This is a genomic window from Maribacter sp. (genome assembly GCF_039974175.1).
Classification (GTDB): Bacteria; Bacteroidota; Bacteroidia; order Flavobacteriales; family Flavobacteriaceae; genus Maribacter_C.
The window spans coordinates 506439-531249 of the sequence record NZ_JBDWJN010000010.1 but is presented as its reverse complement, the minus strand read 5'-3'; the positions used below and the strand labels follow the sequence as shown (position 1 = coordinate 531249).

The following is a 24811-nucleotide window of genomic DNA, read 5'->3' as shown; positions in this document are numbered from 1 at the left end:
TTTAAGTTTGGTTTTGAAAGTAGGTTTAGTGAGTCGTAATTACCTCTTGAGACCTTACTTTTTCTAATGCTTGTTCAATATCGGCAATTAAATCCTCGGGTTCCTCAATTCCTACCGAAAAACGAATGAGTCCGTCTTTGATTCCCTGCTGAGCTCTAACCTCTGGGCTCATGCCGGCATGTGAGGTTTCGGCAGGCGAAATTACGGTACTCTCAACTCCTGCTAGACTCATCGATGACTTAATCATTTGAAGCGATTTCCTAAATTGCTTGGCATCATAAGTTGCTTCCAATTCAAAAGACAACATACCGCCAAAACCACGCATTTGTGATTTTGCTAATGCATAATCAGGATGCGAAGGCAAACCCGGATAATATACCGCCGCAATAGCCGGGGTATTATAAAGAAATTCAGCCATTCGCTGCGCATTTGCGTTTTGTGCTTTAACACGTAGCCCCATGGTTTTAATGCTTCGCTCTAAAAGCCAAACGGTATAATCACTAAGACTACCTCCAAAGTTCTTTGCCAATTGATAAATGCGCTCTATATGGGTTTGTGATGATGCAACCGCACCAGCACAAATATCAGAATGTCCGCCCATATACTTTGTAGCACTATGGATCACCACATCAATGCCAAAATCAATGGGGTTTTGATTCACAGGGCTGGCAAAAGTGTTGTCAATCATCGAAACAATGCCATGCTTTTTTGACAGCTTTCCAATGGCGTCCAAATCGGTAATAGTCAATAAAGGATTAGACGGCGTTTCGATATAAATAACTTTGGTGTTCTCTTTAATCTTTGCCGCAAAATCTTCAGCTCGCCATCCTTCTGTAAAAGAGTAGGAAATTCCGTAGTTGTCAAACTGCTCTGTTACCAAATTATAAGTACCTCCGTATAAGGTTTGCTGAAGAACAATATGATCTCCTGCACGAAGAAAGGCCATCAAGGAAGTACTTACTGCTGCCATGCCGCTACCAAATATCAATGCCGTCTCCGCATGCTCTAAGGCAGCTATTTTTTTTGAAAGACCTTCCTGATTGGGCGTATTGAAATACCTTGGATAGCGCTTTTTGTCAACGTCCTCAAACGCATAGGAACTACTCATATACAAGGGAGAAACCGCCCCTTTAAACTCTTTGTCTTCTATAGCACCAACATGGGTGCAAATGGTGTTCAAGCCTTTTTTAATATCGCTCATCATTCGAATTTTATCGTATGTTAAAGTTACTAAAATCGGATTTATAATGAGAAATCTATTTCTATAAAGTGACGCCCTATCTCTCTAGAAGGCGCGTTAGGTGTGTACAGTCTTCGTATCAAACCTCAACCTTTTTCCAATTTCCTTTTTTAAACCAAATAATAGAAATAATAGCCAAGAGAACTTCAGCTGCCGTTATGGCCATAAATACCCCCAGCGCTCCTAATTCAAAGGTAATCGCAGCCAAATACGCGAAGGGAAGCTGAAACATCCAAAAGGACACCAAATTGATTTTTGTTGGTGTACCTGTATCCCCCGCTCCATTAAAGGCTTGGGTTACTACCATTCCGTAAGCATAGAAAATATAGCCTATGGCGATAATTTGCAGGCAAAGTCCTCCATTTTCTATTACCACTGGGTTTGCATTAAACCAACCCACTAGATCATGTGCAAAAAACAGATAAATGATAGATACAATACCCATAAAATAGGCATTATACTTACCTGTTTTCCAAACGGAGGTTTCTGCCCTAGCTGGTTTTTTTGCACCGAGATTCTGCCCTACCAAGGTTGCCGCCGCGTTGCTCATGCCCCAAGAAGGCATTAGCGTAAATAACATAATTCGAATGGCAATGGTATAACCCGCCAGTACTTCGCTACCAAATTCGGCCATCATACGCATTAAGAAAACCCAGCTAGAGGTTCCTATTAAGAATTGGGCTATCCCTCCTATGGAAACCTTGATTAGGTTTAGCATTACGTTAAACCGGATAACCATATCTTTAAGCTTGATTTGAATCGCGCTCCATCCAAAAAACAAAATGGCCAATTGGAATAGCACCGCCGTACCCCTACCAATATTTGTAGCTATTGCGGCCCCCATCACCCCGTATTCGGGAACAGGGCCCCATCCGAAGATGAAAATTGGGTCTAAAATAATATTCAAGCCGTTGGAGAGTACCAAGGTCCACATGGCAATTGATGCATTACCGGCTCCTCTAAAAATGGCGTTAATCAGAAACAACAAGAGAATGGTAATATTCCCACCAAGTAAAAGTTGGGTATAGCCATAGCCCTCGGCAATAAGTTCGGGTTCGGCCCCCATTAGCGCCAGTATGTCTTTGGCAAATAAAAAGCCGATCACGCCAACAACAAGCGAAACCAAAACACCAAGTGCGATTGCCTGTACGGCGGCCTCTTTAGCACCTTGAACATCTTTTTCACCAATTCGACGCGCAACTACGGCGGTGGCCGCCATACTTAAACCAATGGCTACGGCATAGACTAGGGTGATAACCGATTCGGTAAGACCAATTGTAGCCACAGCGTTTACGCTGACCTGAGATACGTAGGCAATATCGACAATGGCGAAAATAGATTCCATCATCATCTCGAGAATCATCGGAATGGAGAGCATAAAGATCGCCTTACGAATGCTTCCGGTGGTAAATTCGTTCTCCTTACCTGTAACGGCTTGGATAAAATAATTGAATAGTTTTTTTATTGAAAGGGTATTGGATTGTGTCATTATGAAATAGAATTATGTGAAAAAAGAAGGCAAATAATAGTGTCAAAAAGCAGGACTCAAAGTCGACTACTTCCTGGGCAAGAACCCGATGACATCTATTGAAAACATAATTCTTATAACTTCATGATGCTGCAAATATGCAGAAATTATTTTAATCTCTGAGTGTCGAAGCCTTATTTAACATATCATATGCTGATAAAAGCTTAGCTTGATTCTATCGGACAACCAGAATATTTAGAAATTTCTAAACCTTAGAAAAGTTCGCTTTATATCGCCAGAAGCTAATTCCGCCCAAAACTATTACCGCCAGCGCAATATACCATATGTAATCTGGTGTAATGGCCGCTGCCCCACTTTGTCCATAGCTGTGTAGGCCGACCAGGTAATAGTTTACCCCAAAATAGGTCATCATAATGCTGGCATAAGCGATTACACTGAGGAAGTTGAAGGTCCATCGACCGCGAAGCCCTGGCACCAATCGTGTATGAATGACAAAGGCGTACACCATTATCGAAATCAAAGCCCATGTTTCTTTGGGGTCCCAACCCCAATAGCGCCCCCAGCTTTCGTTTGCCCATTGGCCGCCTAGGAAATTGCCGATGGTTAACATGATCAAACCAACAGTCAATGCTAGCTCGTTAATGATGGTCAATTCTTTTAAATTGAGCTCCATACGTTTCTTGTTCTCACTGGTAGTCAAAATCATCAGGAGTAGACAAACAACGCCTAAAATCATACCCACGGTCAACGGCCCATAGCTGCCTACAATTACCGCTACGTGAATCATCAACCAATAACTATCCAATACCGGAACCAAATTACCGATTGCAGGATCAACCCAGTTCTGGTGGGCAATAAACAAAAGCATCGATGCCACAAAGGCCGAAGCCGCTAGCGTCATTGTACTTTTTCTCGCAAATAACATACCCATTCCCATTGTGGCCCAAGAAACGTAAAGAATACTCTCATAGGCATCGCTCCATGGCGCATGACCAGATATATACCAACGTAAGATCAAGCCGGTGGTATGCCAAAGAAAAAGAATGATAATGGTTCCTTTCAAAACGTAGGACGCCGCTTTCCATATTTCACGCTCTTTAAATATCTGGAAGATAACTACAAAAAACAGCAGCACACCAACCAAGGCATACAAACGATATAACAAATTAAAGATTCCCAATTTGTTATAAATCACCTCGGTGTTAATCTTTTCCGCAGAAGGCAGCACCTCACTACCATGATTTTCTTGGTTCTTTTTAAATGCTCCAAGTAGTTTATCCGCCTCCGCATAATCACCAGTTGCTATAGATTTACGGAGTGACATTACGTAATATGGCAGCGCATTTTTTACGAAGTTTCCGTATAGCGAATCAGAAACCGGAAATTGTCCGCCGCGATATTCCAAGGCAGAGATCCATTTATTATTTTCATCATCGAGCAACGGAAATATCTTCACAATATCACCACTTAGAGCTTGATTTAATAATGACAATCGAATATGTGCATCTTTTAAATCTTGTTGGAATTTATTAGGGTTCAAAGCAGTTGTCGCATCGTCTATAAAGGGCGCCAATTTATATCCGCCCTTATCATCAAAGAAATCGGTAGCCTTGATAAATTCCTGTCCTTTAGGTACACCCAATACATTGCGAATACTATCATTCTTGCCCTTCTTATCTACGGCAATAAACGCTGTATTGTACCAGGCAGGTGCATTCAACATCATAGACAAGAACACTTGGTCAGAGTTCATGTTCTGGAACTTGTCTTTCAAACTCAATTTTCGTAACAATTCAGACGAAAAGGTATTGATAGGCTTCATGCGACCACCTTCATCTTGTATGACCAACTTGCCAAAGGCTTCGGCGTGTTCTTTCGAAACGATGGTAGTTTGTAAAATGGAATCAATCTGCGCTTGCGTGGGTTTTAGATTATGGTCATGGCCGTCATCGGCAGTATGTTCTTGGGCCGAAGCTGAAACAAAACACCCTAGAAGTAATAGAATGGAAAGGGCAGCTTTCTTGGCTTTGAGCTTGTCAAGTGATTTGGTTAAATCTTTAAAACGGGTTTTTCCAAAAAACATGATTCCCATGAGTCCGATGTAAAGCAGAAAATATCCCAAGTAGGTAATCCATGTTCCCCATTGGTCGTGATTAACCGAAAGTACCGTTCCTTTTTCGTCTGGGTGAAAGCTCGATTGAAAAAATCGATACCCGCGATGGTCTAAAATATTGTTCATAAAAATATCATAGTCAAATGGGCGACCATCTTCAACCGTTACCTTACTCATAAATGAAGCATAGCCCTTTTCGGTACCCGGATATTTTTCTGCGATAAAATCATTCAGTTTAATACTGAAAGGCAGTTCATATACTTTAGAACCATAGGCCAAAGAGAAATCAAGACCGCCTACCGAAAACTTATCGGTGAAGTTTGATATGCCTTTACCGCCTAAAAGCTTTTTCTGAACCGTTTGCCCTTCGGAAGTAATTTCAACTACTAAGGCGGAAGCCGTAGCTTCGTTGATTTCTTCCTCTGGCACTTCCACTACCCCATAAGCACCCTTTATCAGTGGTTCAGGAATCACAAACTGCATTCCTGCCATGGCATATAGCGATCGCAACTGAAATTCTTGCAAACTATCTTTAACGACCTGCCCTTGAAATTGGTCGGCCATACGCATAAAGTTGCCCTCAAAAGGTGATTTGATTTGATAGGTAGAATCGGTAGTAAAAAGGTTTATAGCGCCCTCTGTTGGAAGGTTCAAAGCAAAAAGAACATTGTGAACATTGTTCACTTTATGATTCTCAAGATAATGCTCCTCACGCTGACCACTACCCGCCTCTACTATTTTTAAAAATTCCTTTCCGTTCTCATCAGGAATTAAACCTTCTTTAGCTCCTTTTAGAAAATCTACGTAGGTTACGGAGAAGTCTTGTCCGTTATAATCTGAATTCCAAGGAAGATTCGATTTTAAGGCTTCGGGTGTAACGATTAAATCATCTTCTAAAAATTTTCTTTTGGGCTCGCCATTAATCTCCCCATCAACAAACGCTGTTAAATAGGTTTTATCAGAATAGAAAACCTTTTCTGAATTGCCCTCACGTATCGGCATCATGCCTTCGAAACTAATATATCGGGTTACAAAGGCCCCAACTATAATAAGAATCCATGATAGATGCAGGGTGAGTACGGGCCATTTTTTCCAGGTAAAGAGCTTGTATCGGAACATATTTCCGATAAAATTGATAACAAAAAAGACCATTATCGCTTCAAACCAGGTGGTGTTATAAACCCAAATTCGGGCCGTTTCCGTGCTATACTTGCTTTCTACAAAAGTGCCGATACCCATGGCAAGTGCAAACACCAAAAACAAAATGGCCATTAAGCGGGTGGAGAAGAAAAATTTCTTGAGCAATTCTGTCATCAGCAGATGAATTGGTTTTCAGCATGCAAAAATACCACCTTTTTATGGTTTTTACGACGCTCTAAACGCTTAAAAAGTTAAACAGAATTGTTAATATTCAAGCGGAGCAAGGTATAGCCATGTCGTCCTTTAAAGAACTACTCAAATGATAGCATCTATAATCGCACTGCACTTGCAATTTCCTAAGGCCAATACACTCCTATTCATGGTGGTTATTTCATAACACAACGCCTTCAGCGTGTTCTTTAGACTTTTGTAATCAAACTTTCACCTTCGATACGTAAACATGCGTGCAGTCTGATATTTCATTACATGGAATATATGCCTAAATTTACGGCATGATTAACGTAACCCTTGTTGGCACAGGCGCGGTCTCCAACCACTTATTGGATGTCTTTTCTAATACGAATGGTGTTGCGGTGTTACAAATAGCCAGTCGAGGAGACCAATTATCGCAGGCGTTAGAAAGGATGCGAAGCCGCGACGAGGAAGTCGATATTTATATTATCGCTGTAAGTGATGATGCTATTGCCACCGTTTCAGAACACTTTGTAAAGTCAAATGCATTGCTTGTTCATACTTCAGGAAGTGTTGCAATGCACGCTTTACCCAAGGAAGTTCGCAGAGGGGTTTTTTACCCTTTACAGACGTTTTCAAAAGGAAGAAAAGTAGATTTCCAAACAATTCCGCTTTGCATTGAAGCAGAACATAAGAACGATCTTGAGTTGCTTCGTACACTGGCAAGGGCCATTTCACAATCCGTTTACGAGCTATCCTCCAAACAAAGAAAATCACTGCATCTGGCTGCCGTCTTTGTAAATAATTTTACCAATCACATCTACCAGATCGGAAACGATATTTGCCTAGAAAACGGAGTTCCGTTTGACGCTTTGAAGCCACTTATTACAGAAACGGCTCATAAAATAAATACGCTCTCTCCTATCGACGCACAGACGGGGCCAGCAAAACGCAATGATGATAGCACCATTGACAGCCATCTAAGTCAATTAAAAAGCAAAACACATAAAGAGGTCTATCGCATGCTAACCAAATCAATCAAAGAAACTTACGAAAGTAAGCAGTAGACATAAAAACACAGATGACAAAGGAAACGCATAAAAATACCAGCCTATTTTGCTTTATTATGGGCTATTGTAAAATAACCAACAAAATCAGATACTTTGGAGAAAAGCTATAAAGAATACCTAAAGCATATTACCACCTTTGTTTTCGATGTAGACGGCGTGTTTACAGATGGAACTTTATTGATCACAACCCAAGGCGAAATGTTGCGCAAAATGAGCGTAAAAGATGGCTATGCGCTAAAAACAGCTTTACAAAAAGGATACAATGTATGTATCATCACTGGAGGTACAAACGAAGGGGTACGATTGCGGCTTGCCGGCTTAGGTGTGACCGATATTTATTTGGGAGCCCACCATAAGGAGGTGCCGCTTCAAGAATATTTATCAAAACACGATATAGCGCCCGAAAATGTGCTCTATATGGGTGATGATATGCCCGATATTCCACCTATGAAAGTAGTGGGCCTTCCGACTTGTCCTCAAGACGCCATTCAAGAGGTAAAGGAAGTCGCCAAATACATATCGCATCGAAATGGCGGAAATGCCTGTGTTCGCGATGTTATTGAACAGGTACTCAAGGTAAGAGGTGATTGGTATGGTAACTTCAGTGCTGCGAATGATTGATGGCAGTTCATAGCTTGTAAAAAAGATAAAACATGCTCCAGAACAATTTAGCTGACTATAAAATCATTCTGGCATCTGGTTCGCCCAGAAGGCAGCAGTTTTTCAAAGAATTGCAACTTGATTTTGAAGTACGCTTGAAACCTGTTGATGAAGTGTACCCAAAAGAACTTCAGGGAAGTGAGATATCTGACTATTTAGCGGCTTTAAAAGCAACCCCTTTTCAAGGCGGTTTGTTACCTCAAGAAATACTAATAACCTCCGATACGGTCGTCTGGCATAAAGACAAATCATTGGCCAAAGCTTCCAATGCTACCGAAGCCTTTCAAATGCTAAAAACATTATCGGGTGATTGGCATGAGGTTATTACTTCAGTTACATTTACTACGCATCAGGGGCAAAAAACGGTACACCATTCCACTGAGGTTAAGCTAAAGGAATTATCAGACGATGAAATTTGGTTCTATATCAATACATGCCAGCCCTTTGATAAAGCAGGAGCATACGGCATTCAAGAATGGATTGGACTCATAGCCATTGAAGAAATAAGAGGTTCATACACCAATGTCGTTGGTTTACCTACACATTTAGTCTACAAAACGTTAATTGAAATGGTAAACTAGTTGGTTTTAAGTAACTTTATAGAAAGAAAATCGTACTATGAAAAATTACCTCAAAGTTGTAATTAGCCTGTTGACTTTTGCTGCTCTAACGCTGTTTCTCCAATCTTGTAATGAACAAGTTGCTGCTCAGAAGAACAATTTGGCTATGAGTACGGCGATTACAAGCGCTGCAGACAAAAAACCATTATCTGAAGAGTTCAAACACTATTGGTATGCCGGGGAAGCAGAAATTACATCCTACAAGCTCGAACAGGCTCGATATGGTGAGATACGCGAAGGAAATGCGGTGATGATCTATGTGACCGAACCTTTTCATAATCAAAAACAGGTGAAGGCCGATGGCAATAACCCTGACAACATTCCTGTTTTAAAGCTAAACAGTACTAAAAAATACTTAACTGGTATTTATCCGTACTCTATAATGAGCAGCAGTTTTTACCCCGTTCATGATAATCAGCATGCTCTCAAAGTTTCGTTTTCCTCACAAGAATGGTGTGGACAGGTATATGCCCAATTGAACAATAGGGAAGCTTTTGAAATTATGTCGCATTCGTACTTTGAATCTGAAGCAGATGTTGCCTTAAATCTAGAAAAAGCCTTATTAGAAAACGAGCTCTGGAACAAGATTCGAATCAACCCAGAGGGCCTACCTACAGGAAATATGCAAATCATTCCTTCTATGGAGTATATTAGATTGACTCATAAAGAGTTAAAGTCATACAATGCAGATGTTAGTTTAACTAAAAATAACGGTATCACCACCTATAATATCAACTATCCTGAGCTAGGCCGCAGCCTGAAAATTAGTTTTAGTACTTCCTTCCCTCATACCATTGAGAGCTGGTCTGATACTTTTAAAGATGGCTACGGACCAAAAGCCAAATTATTGACATCAACAGCAACTAAATTGAAGTCCATTAAGAGTCCGTATTGGCAAAAAAATAGCAATGAATATTTACCTTTGCGTGATAGTTTAGGACTGTAAGTTTTATGGAAGATTTTTTTGTTACCTATCAAAAAGAACTGATTTGGACGTCAGCTATCGTTCTTATTGTTGTAATCTCGCGAGTTATTGGGAGTACCACAGTACGCAGAATCGGACGTATCAGTGGAATAGCGGAAGCAAGAACTGTTCTGATTACGAAGTACATCTATGCTATTTTAAACTTTTTAGGAATAGGTGCCATTACTTTTATTTGGGGGGTAAACTTCCAAGATCTTGGCTTATTGTTTTCGTCGATTTTTGCAGTAATCGGGGTAGCACTTTTTGCCCAATGGTCTATCTTAAGTAATGTTACCTCAGGTGTTATACTTTTTTTCTCCTTTCCTTTTAAAATTGGAGATCGCATTAAAATCATGGATAAAGAAATAAGAGACGAGCAAGAAGAAAGCGATCCTATATTCGTCATTGAAGATATCAAGGCCTTCCATGTACATCTAAGAAGGAGTACTGGAGAATTAATTACGTATCCAAATAATATGATGCTTCAAAAAGCTATTGCTTTGATAGCCACTCCGGGTACATCAGACGATGGTTCAGATGCAATTTGATTTGTTAAAGAAGTTGTAAAAAAACAAGGGTTCGCTCTTTATCTTTCTATATTTGAGCGCCAACTTACAATTATAATGATGCGTCAATACCTTGTATTATTCATTACCCTTTTATTTTTTGCTTCACAGATTCTAGCTCAAGCCCCTAAAAAAGAGACTTCAGCTGAAATATATCATTCCATTCAAAAACTCAATTTCTTGGGAAAAGCGCTTTACGTTGCCGCCCATCCCGATGATGAAAACACGCGTCTGATATCCTATTTATCAAATAAGGTTAAAGCAAACACAGCGTATTTATCTCTTACACGAGGTGATGGTGGCCAAAATTTAATTGGGCCTGAGTTACGTGAATTGCTTGGCGTTCTTCGAACTCAAGAACTTTTGGCGGCAAGAAGAGTAGATGGTGGGCAGCAATTTTTTAGTCGCGCCAATGATTTTGGTTATTCTAAGCATCCTGATGAAACGCTCAAATTGTGGAATAAAGAGGAAATATTAGGCGATGTTGTACAAATAATACGAGCATTTAAACCCGATGTAATCATAAATCGTTTTGACCACAGGTCGCCTGGTTCAACACATGGGCATCATACCTCATCGGCCATGTTGAGTTATGAAGCCTTTGATTTGGTCAATGATCCAAAAGCATATCCTGAACAATTGACTTCAACAGCAGTATGGCAACCCAAACGTTTATTTTTTAACACTTCTTGGTGGTTTTACGGAAGCAGAGAAAATTTTGAAAAGGCTGATAAGTCGGCAATGATGAGTATGGATGTTGGGGTCTTTTACCCTACCCTTGGCGTTTCCAATAATGAAATTGCTTCTTGGGCTAGTAGTCAACATTTATGTCAAGGTTTTGGTCGAATTACGTCGCGTGGAAGTGAAAACGAGTACATCGAATTACTAAAGGGTGATTTACCCAAAAACAAAACAAACATTTTTGATGGCATTAATACAACTTGGTCAAGAATCGAGGGCGGAGAAGCTATAGGTCAATTGCTCACCAAGGTGGAGGCAGATTTTGATTTTAAGAATCCCTCAAAACACCTTCCACAACTACTAGAAGCACATAAGCTTATCAATTCACTTTCTGATGTGCATTGGAAAGACATCAAACTTGAAGAAATTGAAAATATCATACAGGGAGTAGCGGGATTGTATTTGGAAGCTTCCGCCGAAACGGCCATAACCAATCCTGGAAACAGCACCAAGGTGAAGATTGATGTTTTGAATCGGAGCGCCTCTATGATCAGGCTGAAGTCAGTTGGTTTAACTGAAGTAGATGCAAGCCTTGATCAAAACATCATCCTCGAAAATAATAAGAAGCATAATTTCGAGCTTGATTTGAATGTTCCAGAAACGACAGAATTTACGAGTCCGTATTGGTTAAATGAGAAAGGTACACTAGGCATATACAAAGTTGCGAACAAAAGCTTAATTGGCAAACCCGAGACCCCGAGAGCCTTTCATGCGAATTTTGTTTTGAATTTTGATGGTTATGAAATCACGTTTCAGAAACCCGTGGTGTACAAATATGCGCGAAATGACAAGGGTGAGCTATACCAACCTTTTGAAGTACTGCCAGAAGCCACAGCGCGCTTTGATGATAAAGTGGTGATTTTTGCCGATGGAAAACCCAAACAGATTGCGATTACTGTAAAAGCTCATAAAGACAATGTAAAAGGTGATGTGCAATTTAGTTATTCTAAAGGCTGGACCGTTGATGAAGAAACCAAGCCCTTTGAAATTGCCAAGAAAAATGACGAGCAAATTTTACTGTTTACCTTGACGCCTCCCACCAATGAGGATGAGAGTTACATTTCCCCCATCATTAAAATAGATGACAAACAAATCACCAAAGAATTGGTAACCATTGCCTACGACCACGTGCCCACACAGTCGGTTTTACTGCCTGCTCAAGCAAAGGTTGTTCGTTTAAATATTCAGCGTTTAGGAGAGCATATAGGATATATTATGGGTGCTGGCGATGATGTTCCAACAAGTCTGAAACAAATCGGATACAATGTTGTTGCTGTCGATCCGAGCACCATCCAAGCAGGTAGCCTAGATAAGTTTGATGCGGTGGTGGTTGGCATACGCGGCTATAATGTGGTTAAAGAACTGCAGTTTAAACAACGCTTTATATTAGATTACGTCAAGGATGGAGGCAATCTAATCGTACAATACAATACGGCCGGCAGATGGGACAAACAGTTTAGCAATATTGCTCCTTACGATCTTAAACTATCTAGAGACCGTGTTACCGATGAGAATTCTGGCGTGAAAATTGTGGCAAAAGACCACGCCTTAATGAACTTCCCAAATCCAATAACAGAAAAAGATTTTGATGGGTGGGTACAAGAAAGAGGATTGTATTTTCCCAGTGAATGGGATGATGCCTTTACCCCTATTTTATCGATGAAAGACCAAGGTGAATCGGCTACAGAAGGTAGTCTTTTGGTCGCTCCTTATGGACAAGGAAATTACATCTATACCGGACTAAGCTTTTTTAGGGAATTGCCTGCAGGAGTTTCTGGCGCCTACAAACTCTTTGCGAATATGTTGTCTATCGGAAAAGAAAATGTAAAGAAAACACCCGCTGTTAAAGGATAAATATGCACGACAAATTCATTTGGAAAAAAGAATATTCTATAGTGCTCATTCTGAATATTCTTTACGTTTTGATTTTTTCATATCTAATGACTTCTTTCACCTGATATGGAGACAATAGATTGGATTGTACTTGCCGGAACGCTATTGTTTATTGTAGGCTATGGGGTTTGGAAAACCAAAGGAAGCCAAAATGTAGAGGACTATGTAGGTGGCGGAAGAGATTCGAAGTGGTGGACTATAGGACTATCGGTAATGGCTACTCAAGCCAGTGCCATTACATTCCTATCAACGCCTGGTCAGGCCTTTCATGATGGTATGGGCTTTGTTCAATTCTATTTTGGCCTACCGCTGGCCATGATTATCATTTGTATGGTATTCGTGCCTATTTACCACAAGCTTAAAGTATACACAGCTTACGAATTTCTTGAAGATCGGTTTGACTTAAAAACCAGATCGCTTGCTGCCATTCTATTTTTAATTCAGCGTGGTCTTGCAGCAGGTATTACCATTTTTGCCCCTTCGATTATTTTGTCAGCGGTTCTTGGGTGGGATTTACGTACTTTAAACGTTATCATTGGTGTGTTGGTCATTATTTACACCGTTTCAGGTGGTACGAAAGCTGTTAGCGTTACCCAGAAGCAACAGATGTTTATCATTATGACAGGTATGTTTATTGCCTTTTTCTTCATTCTGGGATATTTGCCAACAGACATTTCGTTTGGTAAAGCGCTCAAAATAGCGGGGGCCAGTGATAAATTGAATATACTTGATTTCACTTTTGACACAAAAAGCAGATATACGTTTTGGAGTGGAATAACCGGTGGCCTCTTTTTAGCTCTTGCTTATTTCGGTACAGACCAAAGTCAAGTACAGCGTTATCTTTCAGGAAAATCAGTAAGAGAAAGTCAATTGGGCCTTATTTTCAATGGAATTTTAAAGATACCAATGCAGTTTTTTATTCTGCTGGTGGGCGTTATGGTGTTTGTCTTCTATCAGTACAATGCTGCTCCATTAAACTTTAACCCATCAGCCACAAAAACAGTGATGGAGTCTGATTATGCTGATGACTACAAACAGCTACAGGAAAGCCAGATTTCTTTGGAAATTGAGAAGAAGATGGCCCAAAATCAATTTTCGGCAGCCTTGGAATTAAAAGAATACAATGCCATTGACGAAGCCAAGCAACACATTATTGAAATTAACAAAAGAGACAGTACCAATAGAGTTGCCGCCAAAGCTCTAATAAGTAAAGCCGACAATAGTGCTGAAACGAATGACAAAGATTACGTGTTTATTCACTTTATCTTGAACAATCTTCCCAAAGGTCTTATCGGACTATTATTGGCAGTCATTTTATCAGCTGCAATGTCATCCACCGCTTCTGAACTTAATGCCTTAGGTACTATTACGGCCTTGGACTTGTATAAAAGAAACAAAAAAGAAACTGCTTCGGAGCAACATTATGTCAGGGCTTCCAAATTCTTTACCCTGGTTTGGGGTATTGTAGCGATTTTTATTGCGAATATTGCCAACCTCTTTGACAATTTAATACAACTTGTAAATATTATCGGTTCAATTTTCTACGGAAACGTGCTAGGAATATTTCTGTTGGCCTTTTTTATTAGGTACGTCAAAGGCAATGCGGTTTTCGTGGCGGCTCTAATTACTCAGGTAATTGTTTTTATAGGCTTTTATCAAGATTGGATGTCGTATCTATGGCTCAATGCATTTGGTTGTGCGCTGGTAATTGCAATTGCCATAGTCATAGAGAGCTTTGACAGGCAGGTTAAAGGCAAAACAATGGAAGGATAACCTACCACTGTAGTAATTGCCTCCTAAAATACTTCTTATACCGTGAACAAAACAAATTACATCTTGATCTATCGGGGCCAAATTTCCAAAAGTCAGCATTCAATTCCCTACGATTTTTAACATACATTTATGAATTATTTATATTTACAAAATGTAGGCTATAAGCATTTAAGATTTTAGAAGGCATTTGCAGAAATAACCCATGGATAAAAAATACACTATAAAAGATATTGCAGAGTTAGCAGGGGTCTCAAAAGGTACCGTAGATAGGGTTTTGCATCGCCGTGGGAAAGTATCCAAGAAAGCCCAACTACGTGTTGAAAAAGTACTCAAAGAAATAGATTACCAACCCAATCCGATTGCTCGAAATCTAAAAAACAATAAGGTTTATAGCATATGCGTATTGATGCCAGATCCGAAGGAAGACGCATACTGGAACCCAGCGGTGCAAGGAATAAAAGATGCTGCCAAAGAATTTAAACCTTTTGGCGTTCTTGTGCAAAGGTTCTATTATCATCCATATAACAGTGTTTCTTTTCTTGAAAAATCACAAGAGGCATTACAATCATCTCCTGATGTGCTGTTGATGGCGCCCCTTTTTCAGAAGGAGGCGCTAGATATTTTCAGAGAATGCCAAAAGCAGAACGTATTAGTAGCCCTATTCAACAATTTCATTGATGCCTTCAATACCGAAAATTTTATTGGACAAGACCTGTATCAAAGTGGACGGGTTGCGGCAAGCTTAATTGATAGACTACATGATGAAACTGCCACTGCCGTCGTTTTGCACCTTGATGAAGAAGCTCATATGAAACTAAAAGAAAATGGGTTTAAAGCGTATTTCGAAGAGAAACAGTTTGCTCCAAAAATAGAAACCTACAGTTTAAAAACCTCCAACAAAGAAATCCTTAAAAAAAATGCTACAGATTTGCTAGAATCCAATCCAAAAGTAGCTGCAGTTTTTATAACGAATTCCAAAGCCTACCTCTTTATCAAAGCAATCGAGCATTTAAGCAAAGACCTTACTATTGTAGCTTACGACTTGTTAAAGGAAAATATTGAATTTTTGAGAAATGGTTATATTGATTTCTTGATACATCAAAAGCCCAAACGGCAAGCCTATTTAGGCGTTGGGTATCTTGCCGAGCATTTCCTTTTTGGAAAACCAATACCCTCTCAAAATTTACCCATTGATATCATTACCCCAGAAAATGTAATGTATTATTTAGACTGAACACCTTCGCAAGAATGTTTCCTAGTCTTCGCAACCGCTCTTTTGTAAGCGCAACTAGCGTATAGAAAGAGATCCGATAATGCAACGCCCTTAGCCTTCTAAGGTCTTGCTTAAGATCACACTTTTTGTATTGGCGAGATAGCTCCTTCCGATAGTGTAGCGAATGCCTCCTATTTCCAAACTGTTTCCCTCAACAACATCTACTTTATCAATGGCCACCGTAAACGAGCGGTGAATTCTAATAAACTTATCGGATGGTAATTCTTCTGTAAAACTACCCAACGTTCTATGAATGATATATTTTGAGGAACTGGTAATGATGCGAATGTAATCTTTCAAACTTTCTATAACCGTAATTTCGTCTAGGTATATTTTTTGAAGCTTTTTCTTATCGACCTTAACAAAAATATGTCTCCTTGAGGAGGGGGCGTTATACCGGTCGTCTTTTGATTGCCTCAATTTGATGATACGATTAATCGACTTTAAAAATCTGGGAAACGGTATGGGTTTTACCAAATAATCAATGGCCTCAAGTTCGTAACTTTGCAGGGCATATTTTTCATGTGCTGTGGTAATCACTACATGGGGTTCGACTTTGGTGCTTTTAAGAAAATCCAAACCGTTCAAAATTGGCATATTAATGTCTAAGAAAATAACGTCAACCGCTTGGTTTTTCAAGTACGATTGTGCTTCAATAGCATTCGAAAATGTTGCTATGAGTTGCAGTTCTTTTACCTTTTCAATGTAATTCTTAACTACATTTATCGCTAATGGTTCATCATCTATTACAATAACCTTTAGTACCATCACACCTTCAATTTTAGATCAACATGAAATTTTTCATCCTTTTCAGCTATTTTAAGCATATAATCGGCCTGGTCATAACCTAGTTCGAGTCTTTTCTTCACATTCGATAGGCCAATACCGTTGCTACCAGCCTCTACATCATTTACCTTTCTGCTTGTTGGAATCGTATTTGATATATTAAAATACAAAAAGTCATCAACTACTTTCGCATCTATGCAAATATCTACTTTTCCTATATTTTTATTGGCACCATGTTTAAAACAATTTTCTACAAGAGGTATTAGCAACATTGGAGCAATTTTTTTATTCTCAAGGTTTCCAGTTATTCCAATCTCAATTTGAAGTGAATCATCAAAACGAATGCGCTCTAGGTCGATATAATTCTGAATACTGTCAAGTTCATCTTTTAGGTCTTGCCTCGGTTTGTTGGTGGAGTACAGCAGATAGCGCATCAATTCGGATAGTTTTAAGATGACTATAGGCGCCTTATTTGATTTTTCAAGGGTGAGCGAATAAATATTATTCAGGGTGTTAAAAAAGAAATGAGGTGAAACTTGAGATCTAAGAAATCGGAGTTCTGTGGTTAATTGTCTTTTTTCTAGGTCATGCAACTTATTGTTCTCTCGTATGCGATCTACGGTAATTTTTATTGCCGTTACAAAGCTAATAACATAAAACTCTCCTAACATGGTCTGTATGGCATAGTCAAGTGTTAAGTGGCTAATGTCAGGCGCTATCTCAGGCATTACCACTGGGCTAACCAAATAATAGGTTAGATTGTATTTCACCAATAACATCAGTACAAGAGCCACTAGAATGTAGAATATAAATGATAGGTACTTGCGTGCATAAATATACCTTGGCATTAAATAGTAGATATTAAAGTATGCCAAGGCCATGTGAATAGGAAAACCAATGAGGTTGGTTTTTAGGGAATACAAAAAATCATTGTGAATGCTACTCCAGCGTAAAGTATTGAATACAAAATAAATACTCCAAAAGACAATATGATATTTGTAACTTATCCTATAATCTTTAGGGGTGTCTACTATCAATAAATCGTTTATTCTTTTTCCAGCAATCATCTGTTCAAAACTCATTTGTTATGGTATATAGCGACAGTCAAGCGTTATTGGTCTAATTTTATTTGGGTTCCAAGGTAGAATAAAAAACTTTAAAACTATATTTTGATGAATGAAGTAACTCAAAAAAAAGTGACCTTATGACCATGATTTTATCATTTACAAAAAAGCAATTGGTTTTAGTGATACTGCTCCTCGGTATAAAGGTCACCACTGGGTTTGGTCAAATTACCCCAAGAGTGTATATAGCAAATAAAGCTGTTGATAAATTTATCATTGATGGCAAACCAGATGAAGTTTCTTGGGCAAAATCAACGTGGTCTGATCTATTCATAGACATAGAAGGTAAAAAAACGCCACGCCATAATACCCGTATGAAAATGACGTGGGATGAGGAAAACCTATACCTATTCGCAGAATTGTCCGAGCCACACATTTGGGCGAACTTGAAACAAAGAGATACCATAATTTTCTACAATAATGATTTTGAGATTTTTATAGATCCAGATGGTGATACGCATAATTATTACGAATTTGAAATGAATGCGTTAAATACCATTTGGGATTTGTTTCTATCAAAACCATATCGCAATCACGGTAAAATTTTAGGCGGCTGGGATTTTAAAGGATTAAGGTCAGCAGTGCACATTAATGGCACCCTCAATGATGCCTCCGATATAGATAAAGGCTGGTCTGTAGAAATTGCAATTCCCTGGTCATTTGATACCGCACCAGGTGCACGTACAAGCATTCCAAAGAATACATTTTGGAGGATTAATTTTTCGAGAGTAAATTGGGATTTTGATCTTGTCAACGGAAACTATACCAGAAAAAAAGATGAAGAAGGTAAGTTTTTTGCTGAATACAATTGGGTGTGGTCACCGCAAGGGGTAATAAACATGCATGAACCCGAACACTGGGGGTATGTTTACTTTTCCACAGCAGAGGTAGGCAGTCTGACTACCTTCGAAATTCCGAAAGATGAACATATCAAATGGTACCTTTATGAGCTGTATCGAAACTATGCAACATCAGCAGACAGTAAATTAGTGGAACAGCAAAAAGAAATTCTGGGCCAACAGATATCCCCAAAGTTGTTTAAACACCAATTTGGATGGGTCATCTGGACTATAAGTCCTTTTACACAAAATAAGATAAGTATTTATGAAGATGGTAAAATTGAAATTAATGAACCGCACTAGCAAAGTACGCAACTATATTTGGCTGATATGTATATTTTTTACTGTCGCCTCTTGCAATCTCGAACAAAAGAGTCAAACGAAAAAAGTTACGGAGATAATTGAAGAAAAGACCACCTTCAAATTTTGGACATGGGTCAGTGCCAGTGCGGAAAGAACCGATGATTCTTATGACAAAGAATTCTCAAAGTATAGTAAAAACGGAATCGATGCGGTCTTAATCAACACCAACACTGATGTGCAATTATTGGAACGTTTGATGCCAATAGCTGCCAAGCACAAGTTAGAGGTTCACGCTTGGATGTTCACAGTCAACCGCCCAGGTGATACTATTGCTGAGCAGCACCCAGAGTGGTACGCACTAAGTCGCGATGGAAAATCATGCTATGACAACCCTCCTTATGTTGGTTATTATAAATGGCTATGCCCTACAAGGGAGGCATCTCGAAACCATATTTTAAGTTTGGTCGAAAATCTTGCCAAGGTAGAGGGTGTTGCTAGTGTTCATCTAGACTATATTCGCTACTCCGATATTTTTCTCCCCATTGGCCTGCTGCCGAAATATGATTTGGTGCAAAACGAAGAACTACCGCAATTTGATTTTTGCTATTGTGATGTGTGTGTAGCAGAATTTGAAAAACTCCACCATAAAAATCCCAGGGATTTTGATACCCCGGCTATCGATATGGAGTGGAAAAATTTTAGACTAAACAAGATCAAAGCTATTGTAGATGATGCCTACGCCATTGCACACAAGCATAATACAGATTTAACATCAGCAGTATTTCCTTATCCAGAAATGGCAGACCATATGGTTCGTCAACGTTGGGATAAATGGACAGTCGATGCGGTGTTACCAATGATATATAATAACTTCTATAATGAAGAGGTAGATTGGGTTGGTTATGCAACCCAACAAGGTGTGGCAGATCTAAAGGGCAAAAAAACAGCCTTGCATACGGGAATTTATGTGCCAACGATGAGTGCTGAAGATATTAGCCAAGCGATTCTACTTGCTAAACAAAATGGAGCTGTGGGGGTTTCCTTCTTTGATGGTCCAGCAATTACCGAAGAACAATGGAAGGTAATCGGGAACTTTGACAAACATATGGAGTAGCAGTTGATGCAAGCAAAAGACATGCGTTTTATCGCTATCTATTGCCTTTGAAAGCGCAAGGTTTTTTTAAAATTGTTACAAATTACCAACAAACACTAAGAATTTCACATCCGTTTTGGTTCTACTGTGAAAATATCTTAAAAAAACAAAGTCATTTAGCTTTTCAAAATTGTCGTTGGTCGAATTTAGTCTACAATTCAAACAGATTTTGCAAATTTTAATTTTCAATCAAATAATATCTAACTAAACTCAACTCGTATGAACAAAAAATTCAATTATTTTTTGACGTTTTTGGCGTTGCTCCTTCTTCAGGGAGTTATGGCACAAAGCAGAACAGTTTCCGGGACTGTTTCAGACAACAATGGATCTCCACTTCCTGGGGTGAACGTTGTAGAAAAAGGAACTTCAAACGGAACATCAACCGACTTTGATGGAAATTATGCTATCAGTGTTTCCGACGGTGCCACTTTGGTGTTTTCTTCCTTAGGTTACGCAACTAAAGAAATTGCAGTAGGTGGTCAAAATTCAGTCAATGCCTCTCTTAGTGAAGATGCAAGTCAACTAGATGAAGTGGTGGTAACAGCCCTAGGTATTCGAAAAGAAACCAAAGCCTTGGGGTATTCCATTACTGAAGTTGGTGGTGAGGAAATCGCAACGATCAAAACACCAAACGCCATCAATTCTTTGCAAGGTAAAATCGCTGGGGTAAACATAACCCAGAATGCAACAGGAGCAGGTGGTTCTAGTAGGGTTATTATTCGTGGTAATAGTACCCTCACAGGCAACAACCAACCCTTGTACGTTGTTGACGGAATACCGATAGGGAATGACAATAATGGAGCGGCCAGTCTTTGGGGAGGCAGTGATGGTGGTGATGGAATTTCAAGTATCAACCCTGATGAGATTGAATCTATATCGGTATTGAAAGGTGGTTCGGCCACGGCTCTTTACGGCTCTAGAGGAGGTAACGGGGTTATCTTAATTACTACAAAAAATGGTAGTGAAACTGAAGGTTTTGGGGTCGAATTTACCAGTACAGTACAGTTCGATAGGGTAGATACTTCAATTCAAGATTTTCAAACCGAATATGGTCAAGGACTAAGAAATACGAAGCCTGCGAATCAAGAAGCCGCCTTGGAAGCCGGATTATCATCTTGGGGGCCTCGTTTAGATGGTACGAATGTAGTGCAATGGGATGGTGTCGAAAGGCCGTATTCGTATGTCGGTAGTAATTTAGATCACTATTACCGAACTGGTACAACCTTTATAAACACCATCGCCTTATCGAATGGTTCTGAAAAAGGCAGCTATCGATTTTCTGTATCTGACTTTGATAATGAAGACATCGTACCTAATGCCGGCTTGAACAGAAAAACATTTGGTCTGAACGCTAGTGCAATTCTTGCCGAAAAGTTAACGTCCACGGTAAGCGCAAAATATATTCTTGAAAAAGTACAAAACAGACCACGGTTATCAGATGCACCTGGTAATGCCAATTTTACAGTAGGGCTACTTTCTCCGAACGTAGATGTACGTTTTATGAATCCAGGAGTTAATGAAGATCTTTCCGAGCGACAGTATTCGAATAATATCTTCTCTCAAAACCCGTACTTCGCGGCCTTTAATTTTAGAAATGCTGATGAAAGAAACCGAATAATCGCTTCTACATCCTTGCGCTATGATTTTACTGATTGGCTTTATATTACTGGTAGAATTGGTGTGGATCATTACACGCGAAAATCAACCAATGTTACGCCATTTGGCACGGCCTTTCAGCCCCTGGGTAGTATGAGTGAAAATGAACGAAGATATACCCAACTCGACTCTGACCTTATATTAGGGGTTGACACAAATATCACCGATAAGTTCGCTATTAATGCCTTTGTTGGTGCGAATAGCAACCAAATTGAATTTGAGCAGCTAAATCTTGGTGGAGGTAATTTCATTGTACCCGGATTGGAAGATATTGCCAACCTACAAAACCAAAACAGGAGTAGAATTTTTAACGAACGTGAGATTGGATCGCTATACGGTTCTCTTGAACTATCCTACAACAGCTTTGCCTATGTAACGGTAACAGGACGAAACGATTGGTTTTCAACTCTTTCTTTTCCAGGAAAAACTACACCTAACAATGACTTCTACCCTTCAGTCAATGCCAGTTTAATTTTATCGGAGGCTTTTGACATGGGAGGTAACTTTTTAAAACTTAGAGGAGGTTATGCAGAAACAGCAGGTGGTGCGCAAGATGCTTATCAATTGGCATTAAACTATGAGATTTTCGGACAAGGGCATCTTGGACAACCGCTAGGTAGAGTTTCTGGTGGTACCGTACCAAACGCCAACTTAGTTCCTTGGAACAAAAGCGAGGTTGAAGTAGGTTTAGATGCGAGATTGTTTAATAATAGATTATCGATAGACTTAGCGCTTTATAAAAATGAAACTACCAATGACATTGTAAATGTAACCACCTCGGTAGCTTCTGGGTTTGGTGCCGCTTCGGCCAATTTAGGTAAAATAGAAAATAAGGGAGTTGAGTTGTTACTTACTGGATCACCAGTTCGTACCGAGGACTTCAACTGGACTACCTCTGTTAATTTTGCCTTCAATGAAGGTACCGTTACTGCGACGAACGCAGATGACGCGGCGGTTGGCCTTGATGAACCTAGAACTAGAAATGCACGAATCACACATATTGTGGGTGAGCGTTACGGTACTATTTTTGGAACCTCATTCGTTCGCGATAATGCAGGCAATATAGTGTATGATATCGATGGAGATGGTGTTCCTATTCCACGTCAAGGAGACAGAAAGATTCTTGGAAACGGGGTGCCACCGTTAACGGTAGGGTTTACGAATTCGATTCGCTATAAAAATCTGAGTTTGAATTTCTTAATCGATGGGAAATTTGGCGGGCAATTGTTTTCTGGTACGAATTCAATCGCATACGGCACAGGGCTGCATAAAGCAACTTTAGAAGGGCGAGAGAACGGACTAAGTGTGAGCGGTATTGATGGTGCATCCTTCGATGCCGATGCAGGAACCGGTTCAGCTTTTACAGCTACAGTAGCGCCTGAAAACCTATCTACCTATTATGGCAGAGTGAATGATATTGCAGAATTTTTTGTCGAAGATTCTGATTATATTAGATTTAGACAATTGAGTCTTGGCTACACCTTGCCATCTAAAATATTAGATAGAACATTCTTAAACAGTGTTACGTTTAATTTGATAGGACAGAATTTGTTCTTTATCAACCGTACCATAGAGAACGTTGATCCAGAAAGTGCATATAATGCAGGTAATTCTCAGGGACTTGAATATTTCGGGGTACCTTCTACAAAAGGTTATGGTTTAAGTGTAAATGTTAAGTTTTAAAAAAAAGTTATGAAAAAATCGATTTATTTTTTACTGTTTGCACTCATTTTTAGTGCATGTGACAAGGGGTTTGAAGACCTCAATGTAAATCCTACGAAACCCACCCAAGTTAGTGTAGCTAACAAGCTTACAGCCGCACAGCTGTTTGCTTCAAGTGAGCGATACGACAACTGGAGGGCGAATTTGATTTATCAATCTACCATGATGCAGCATATTGCAACTACTGCTGGATATTGGGATGGTGATAAATATACTTGGAATAGAGGGTACGCATCTTCATTGATGGATAGGTATTACGGCAATGCGGTAAAAAGCTTAGAAGATATGTTGGTGCAACTTGATGAAGAAGGTTCACCAGAGGAGATGAAGGCCATTACCAGAATTATGCGCGTATTTGTTTTCTCTAGATTAACTGATTTGTACGGTGATATTCCTTACAGTGAAGCAGGCAAAGCCGTTCTAGAGGGAATTTTAACACCAAAGTATGATGCCCAAAGTGAAATCTATCCTGATTTACTAAAGGAGTTAGAAGAGTCGGCCGCCGCGCTTGGTTCCGGTACCTCAGGTTATGGAAGCGCTGATATCATCTTCAATGGCGATCAGGCCAAATGGAAAAGGTTGGCGAATTCGTTGATGTTGCGATTGGGACTTCGACTTATCAAAGTTGATCCGGCTGCTGCACAGGCATGGGCTACTAAAGCAATTTCTGGAGGTGTGATGACCAGTAATGAAGATATTTTTTATGTGCCACATACCATTGGGCCAGAAGGTGTCAATCAAAACGGAATTGGGGAAGTATTTCAAGCTGACGGCAATCCACGTCTCAGCAAAACTTTCGTTGATTTTATGAAAGATCGCAACGATCCTCGTTTACCAATACTAGGTGCAAGACGAAGTGATGGAAGTACCGATCCGGCAGATTTACAGGGTTTTCCTAATGGATTAGATGCTCAAATGCTTATGGATATGACTGGTGAAGAAAATACCGATGCATACGCAGAGCCCAATAGAAACATCATTACTGGTTTAGATGCTCCTATGTTCTTCCAAACCTACGCGGAGGTAGAATTCATGCTGGCTGAGGCCAATGTGCGGTGGGGTCTTGGTGGTGATGCCGCAACGCATTACAATAACGGAGTCACTGCGGCCATGAAGATGTTATCGCTCTATGGTGATGCTGGTATCATAGCCGATGCAGATATTACTACCTACTTAGCTGCAAACCCATATGATGCGGCCAATGCGTTAGAGCAAATCAATACCCAATATTGGGCGGCCACTTTTTTCAACGAATACGAATCGTTCTCCAATTGGAGACGAACAGGCTTTCCGGTATTGGTACCAGTGAATTATCCTGGCAATGTCACCGGTGGAACCATTCCAAGGAGAATGTCATACTCTACCAGTGAGCAAACCAACAATCCTGAAAACTATGCGGCTGCTGTAGCTGCTCAGGGACCAGATGAATTAACCACTCGTGTATGGTGGGATGCTAATTGAAACTAGCATATAAAAAGTTGAGTTAGTTTTAGT

At 39.8% G+C, this 24811-nt stretch carries 17 protein-coding genes; 12 read left to right on the top strand and 5 right to left on the bottom strand.

The window, feature by feature from the left end; translation table 11 throughout:
- Positions 1-25: 25 nt before the first annotated feature.
- The 3 genes from ABJN95_RS11415 to ccsA form a co-directional block, all read right to left on the bottom strand.
- Complete coding sequence (locus tag ABJN95_RS11415) at positions 26-1201, bottom strand: PLP-dependent aspartate aminotransferase family protein (RefSeq protein WP_348370528.1); 1176 nt, start codon at positions 1199-1201, stop codon at positions 26-28.
- A 118-nt stretch (positions 1202-1319) separates the two neighbouring features.
- Positions 1320-2729 carry an MATE family efflux transporter gene (locus ABJN95_RS11410; RefSeq protein WP_348370527.1) on the bottom strand — a complete coding sequence of 470 codons (1410 nt, stop codon included), beginning with the start codon at positions 2727-2729 and terminating at the stop codon, positions 1320-1322.
- Positions 2730-2973: 244 nt separating this feature from the next.
- Positions 2974-6156 (bottom strand): cytochrome c biogenesis protein CcsA, encoded by a 3183-nt coding sequence (ccsA, locus tag ABJN95_RS11405; protein ID WP_348370526.1) that lies wholly within the window; start codon positions 6154-6156, stop codon positions 2974-2976.
- Positions 6157-6494: 338 nt separating this feature from the next.
- On the opposite strand from ccsA, the gene ABJN95_RS11400 reads away from it, so the two are divergent.
- The 8 genes from ABJN95_RS11400 to ABJN95_RS11365 all read left to right on the top strand — a co-directional run bounded on the left by ABJN95_RS11400 (position 6495) and on the right by ABJN95_RS11365 (position 15695).
- Positions 6495-7241: a DUF2520 domain-containing protein gene (locus tag ABJN95_RS11400; protein ID WP_348370525.1), complete on the top strand. Its 747-nt coding sequence runs from the start codon at positions 6495-6497 to the stop codon at positions 7239-7241.
- Between the two features lie 96 nt (positions 7242-7337).
- Positions 7338-7865: an HAD-IIIA family hydrolase gene (locus ABJN95_RS11395; protein WP_348370524.1), complete on the top strand. Its 528-nt coding sequence runs from the start codon at positions 7338-7340 to the stop codon at positions 7863-7865.
- A gap of 32 nt (positions 7866-7897) precedes the next feature.
- Complete coding sequence (locus ABJN95_RS11390) at positions 7898-8485, top strand: Maf-like protein (RefSeq protein WP_348370523.1); 588 nt, start codon at positions 7898-7900, stop codon at positions 8483-8485.
- A gap of 37 nt (positions 8486-8522) precedes the next feature.
- The gene (locus ABJN95_RS11385) at positions 8523-9470 is read left to right on the top strand and encodes a septum formation inhibitor Maf (protein WP_348370522.1); all 948 of its coding nucleotides are present in this window, start codon (positions 8523-8525) and stop codon (positions 9468-9470) included.
- A 5-nt stretch (positions 9471-9475) separates the two neighbouring features.
- Positions 9476-10036: a mechanosensitive ion channel family protein gene (locus tag ABJN95_RS11380; RefSeq protein WP_348370521.1), complete on the top strand. Its 561-nt coding sequence runs from the start codon at positions 9476-9478 to the stop codon at positions 10034-10036.
- Between the two features lie 78 nt (positions 10037-10114).
- Positions 10115-12649 (top strand): PIG-L family deacetylase, encoded by a 2535-nt coding sequence (locus tag ABJN95_RS11375; RefSeq protein WP_348371730.1) that lies wholly within the window; start codon positions 10115-10117, stop codon positions 12647-12649.
- A gap of 105 nt (positions 12650-12754) precedes the next feature.
- Positions 12755-14461: a sodium:solute symporter gene (locus ABJN95_RS11370; RefSeq protein WP_348370520.1), complete on the top strand. Its 1707-nt coding sequence runs from the start codon at positions 12755-12757 to the stop codon at positions 14459-14461.
- Between the two features lie 202 nt (positions 14462-14663).
- A complete protein-coding gene (locus ABJN95_RS11365) occupies positions 14664-15695 on the top strand; it encodes a LacI family DNA-binding transcriptional regulator (RefSeq protein WP_348370519.1) in 1032 nt (343 codons plus the stop codon).
- A gap of 90 nt (positions 15696-15785) precedes the next feature.
- On the opposite strand, the gene ABJN95_RS11360 is transcribed toward ABJN95_RS11365, so the two are convergent.
- Both ABJN95_RS11360 and ABJN95_RS11355 read right to left on the bottom strand, forming a co-directional pair.
- Positions 15786-16502, bottom strand: coding sequence for a response regulator transcription factor (locus tag ABJN95_RS11360; RefSeq protein WP_348371728.1), 717 nt, complete (start codon positions 16500-16502; stop codon positions 15786-15788).
- Positions 16502-17602 (bottom strand): histidine kinase, encoded by a 1101-nt coding sequence (locus tag ABJN95_RS11355; protein WP_348370518.1) that lies wholly within the window; start codon positions 17600-17602, stop codon positions 16502-16504. The genes ABJN95_RS11360 and ABJN95_RS11355 overlap by 1 nt, the downstream gene beginning before the upstream one ends.
- Positions 17603-17724: 122 nt before the next feature.
- Here ABJN95_RS11355 and ABJN95_RS11350 point away from each other — a divergent pair, with 122 nt between their 5' ends.
- From ABJN95_RS11350 to ABJN95_RS11335, 4 genes are all read left to right on the top strand, one after another.
- A complete protein-coding gene (locus tag ABJN95_RS11350; protein ID WP_348370517.1) occupies positions 17725-18786 on the top strand; it encodes a carbohydrate-binding family 9-like protein in 1062 nt (353 codons plus the stop codon).
- Positions 18773-19900: a hypothetical protein gene (locus ABJN95_RS11345; RefSeq protein WP_348370516.1), complete on the top strand. Its 1128-nt coding sequence runs from the start codon at positions 18773-18775 to the stop codon at positions 19898-19900. The genes ABJN95_RS11350 and ABJN95_RS11345 overlap by 14 nt, the downstream gene beginning before the upstream one ends.
- A 258-nt stretch (positions 19901-20158) precedes the next feature.
- Entirely contained in the window at positions 20159-23278 is a 3120-nt protein-coding gene (locus tag ABJN95_RS11340) for a SusC/RagA family TonB-linked outer membrane protein (protein WP_348370515.1), read from the top strand.
- Positions 23279-23287: 9 nt separating this feature from the next.
- The gene (locus ABJN95_RS11335) at positions 23288-24778 is read left to right on the top strand and encodes a SusD/RagB family nutrient-binding outer membrane lipoprotein (RefSeq protein WP_348370514.1); all 1491 of its coding nucleotides are present in this window, start codon (positions 23288-23290) and stop codon (positions 24776-24778) included.
- Positions 24779-24811 lie beyond the last annotated feature (33 nt).

Bases quoted from the DNA above. Each gene is read 5' to 3' on its own strand.
- ABJN95_RS11415 (WP_348370528.1), bottom strand. From the start codon at position 1,201: ATGAGCGATATTAAAAAAGGCTTGAACACCATTTGCACCCATGTTGGT.
- ABJN95_RS11410 (WP_348370527.1), bottom strand. From the start codon at position 2,729: ATGACACAATCCAATACCCTTTCAATAAAAAAACTATTCAATTATTTT.
- ccsA (WP_348370526.1), bottom strand. From the start codon at position 6,156: ATGACAGAATTGCTCAAGAAATTTTTCTTCTCCACCCGCTTAATGGCC.
- ABJN95_RS11400 (WP_348370525.1), top strand. From the start codon at position 6,495: ATGATTAACGTAACCCTTGTTGGCACAGGCGCGGTCTCCAACCACTTA.
- ABJN95_RS11390 (WP_348370523.1), top strand. From the start codon at position 7,898: ATGCTCCAGAACAATTTAGCTGACTATAAAATCATTCTGGCATCTGGT.
- ABJN95_RS11385 (WP_348370522.1), top strand. From the start codon at position 8,523: ATGAAAAATTACCTCAAAGTTGTAATTAGCCTGTTGACTTTTGCTGCT.
- ABJN95_RS11380 (WP_348370521.1), top strand. From the start codon at position 9,476: ATGGAAGATTTTTTTGTTACCTATCAAAAAGAACTGATTTGGACGTCA.
- ABJN95_RS11375 (WP_348371730.1), top strand. From the start codon at position 10,115: ATGCGTCAATACCTTGTATTATTCATTACCCTTTTATTTTTTGCTTCA.
- ABJN95_RS11370 (WP_348370520.1), top strand. From the start codon at position 12,755: ATGGAGACAATAGATTGGATTGTACTTGCCGGAACGCTATTGTTTATT.
- ABJN95_RS11365 (WP_348370519.1), top strand. From the start codon at position 14,664: ATGGATAAAAAATACACTATAAAAGATATTGCAGAGTTAGCAGGGGTC.
- ABJN95_RS11360 (WP_348371728.1), bottom strand. From the start codon at position 16,502: ATGGTACTAAAGGTTATTGTAATAGATGATGAACCATTAGCGATAAAT.
- ABJN95_RS11355 (WP_348370518.1), bottom strand. From the start codon at position 17,602: ATGAGTTTTGAACAGATGATTGCTGGAAAAAGAATAAACGATTTATTG.
- ABJN95_RS11350 (WP_348370517.1), top strand. From the start codon at position 17,725: ATGACCATGATTTTATCATTTACAAAAAAGCAATTGGTTTTAGTGATA.
- ABJN95_RS11345 (WP_348370516.1), top strand. From the start codon at position 18,773: ATGAACCGCACTAGCAAAGTACGCAACTATATTTGGCTGATATGTATA.
- ABJN95_RS11340 (WP_348370515.1), top strand. From the start codon at position 20,159: ATGAACAAAAAATTCAATTATTTTTTGACGTTTTTGGCGTTGCTCCTT.
- ABJN95_RS11335 (WP_348370514.1), top strand. From the start codon at position 23,288: ATGAAAAAATCGATTTATTTTTTACTGTTTGCACTCATTTTTAGTGCA.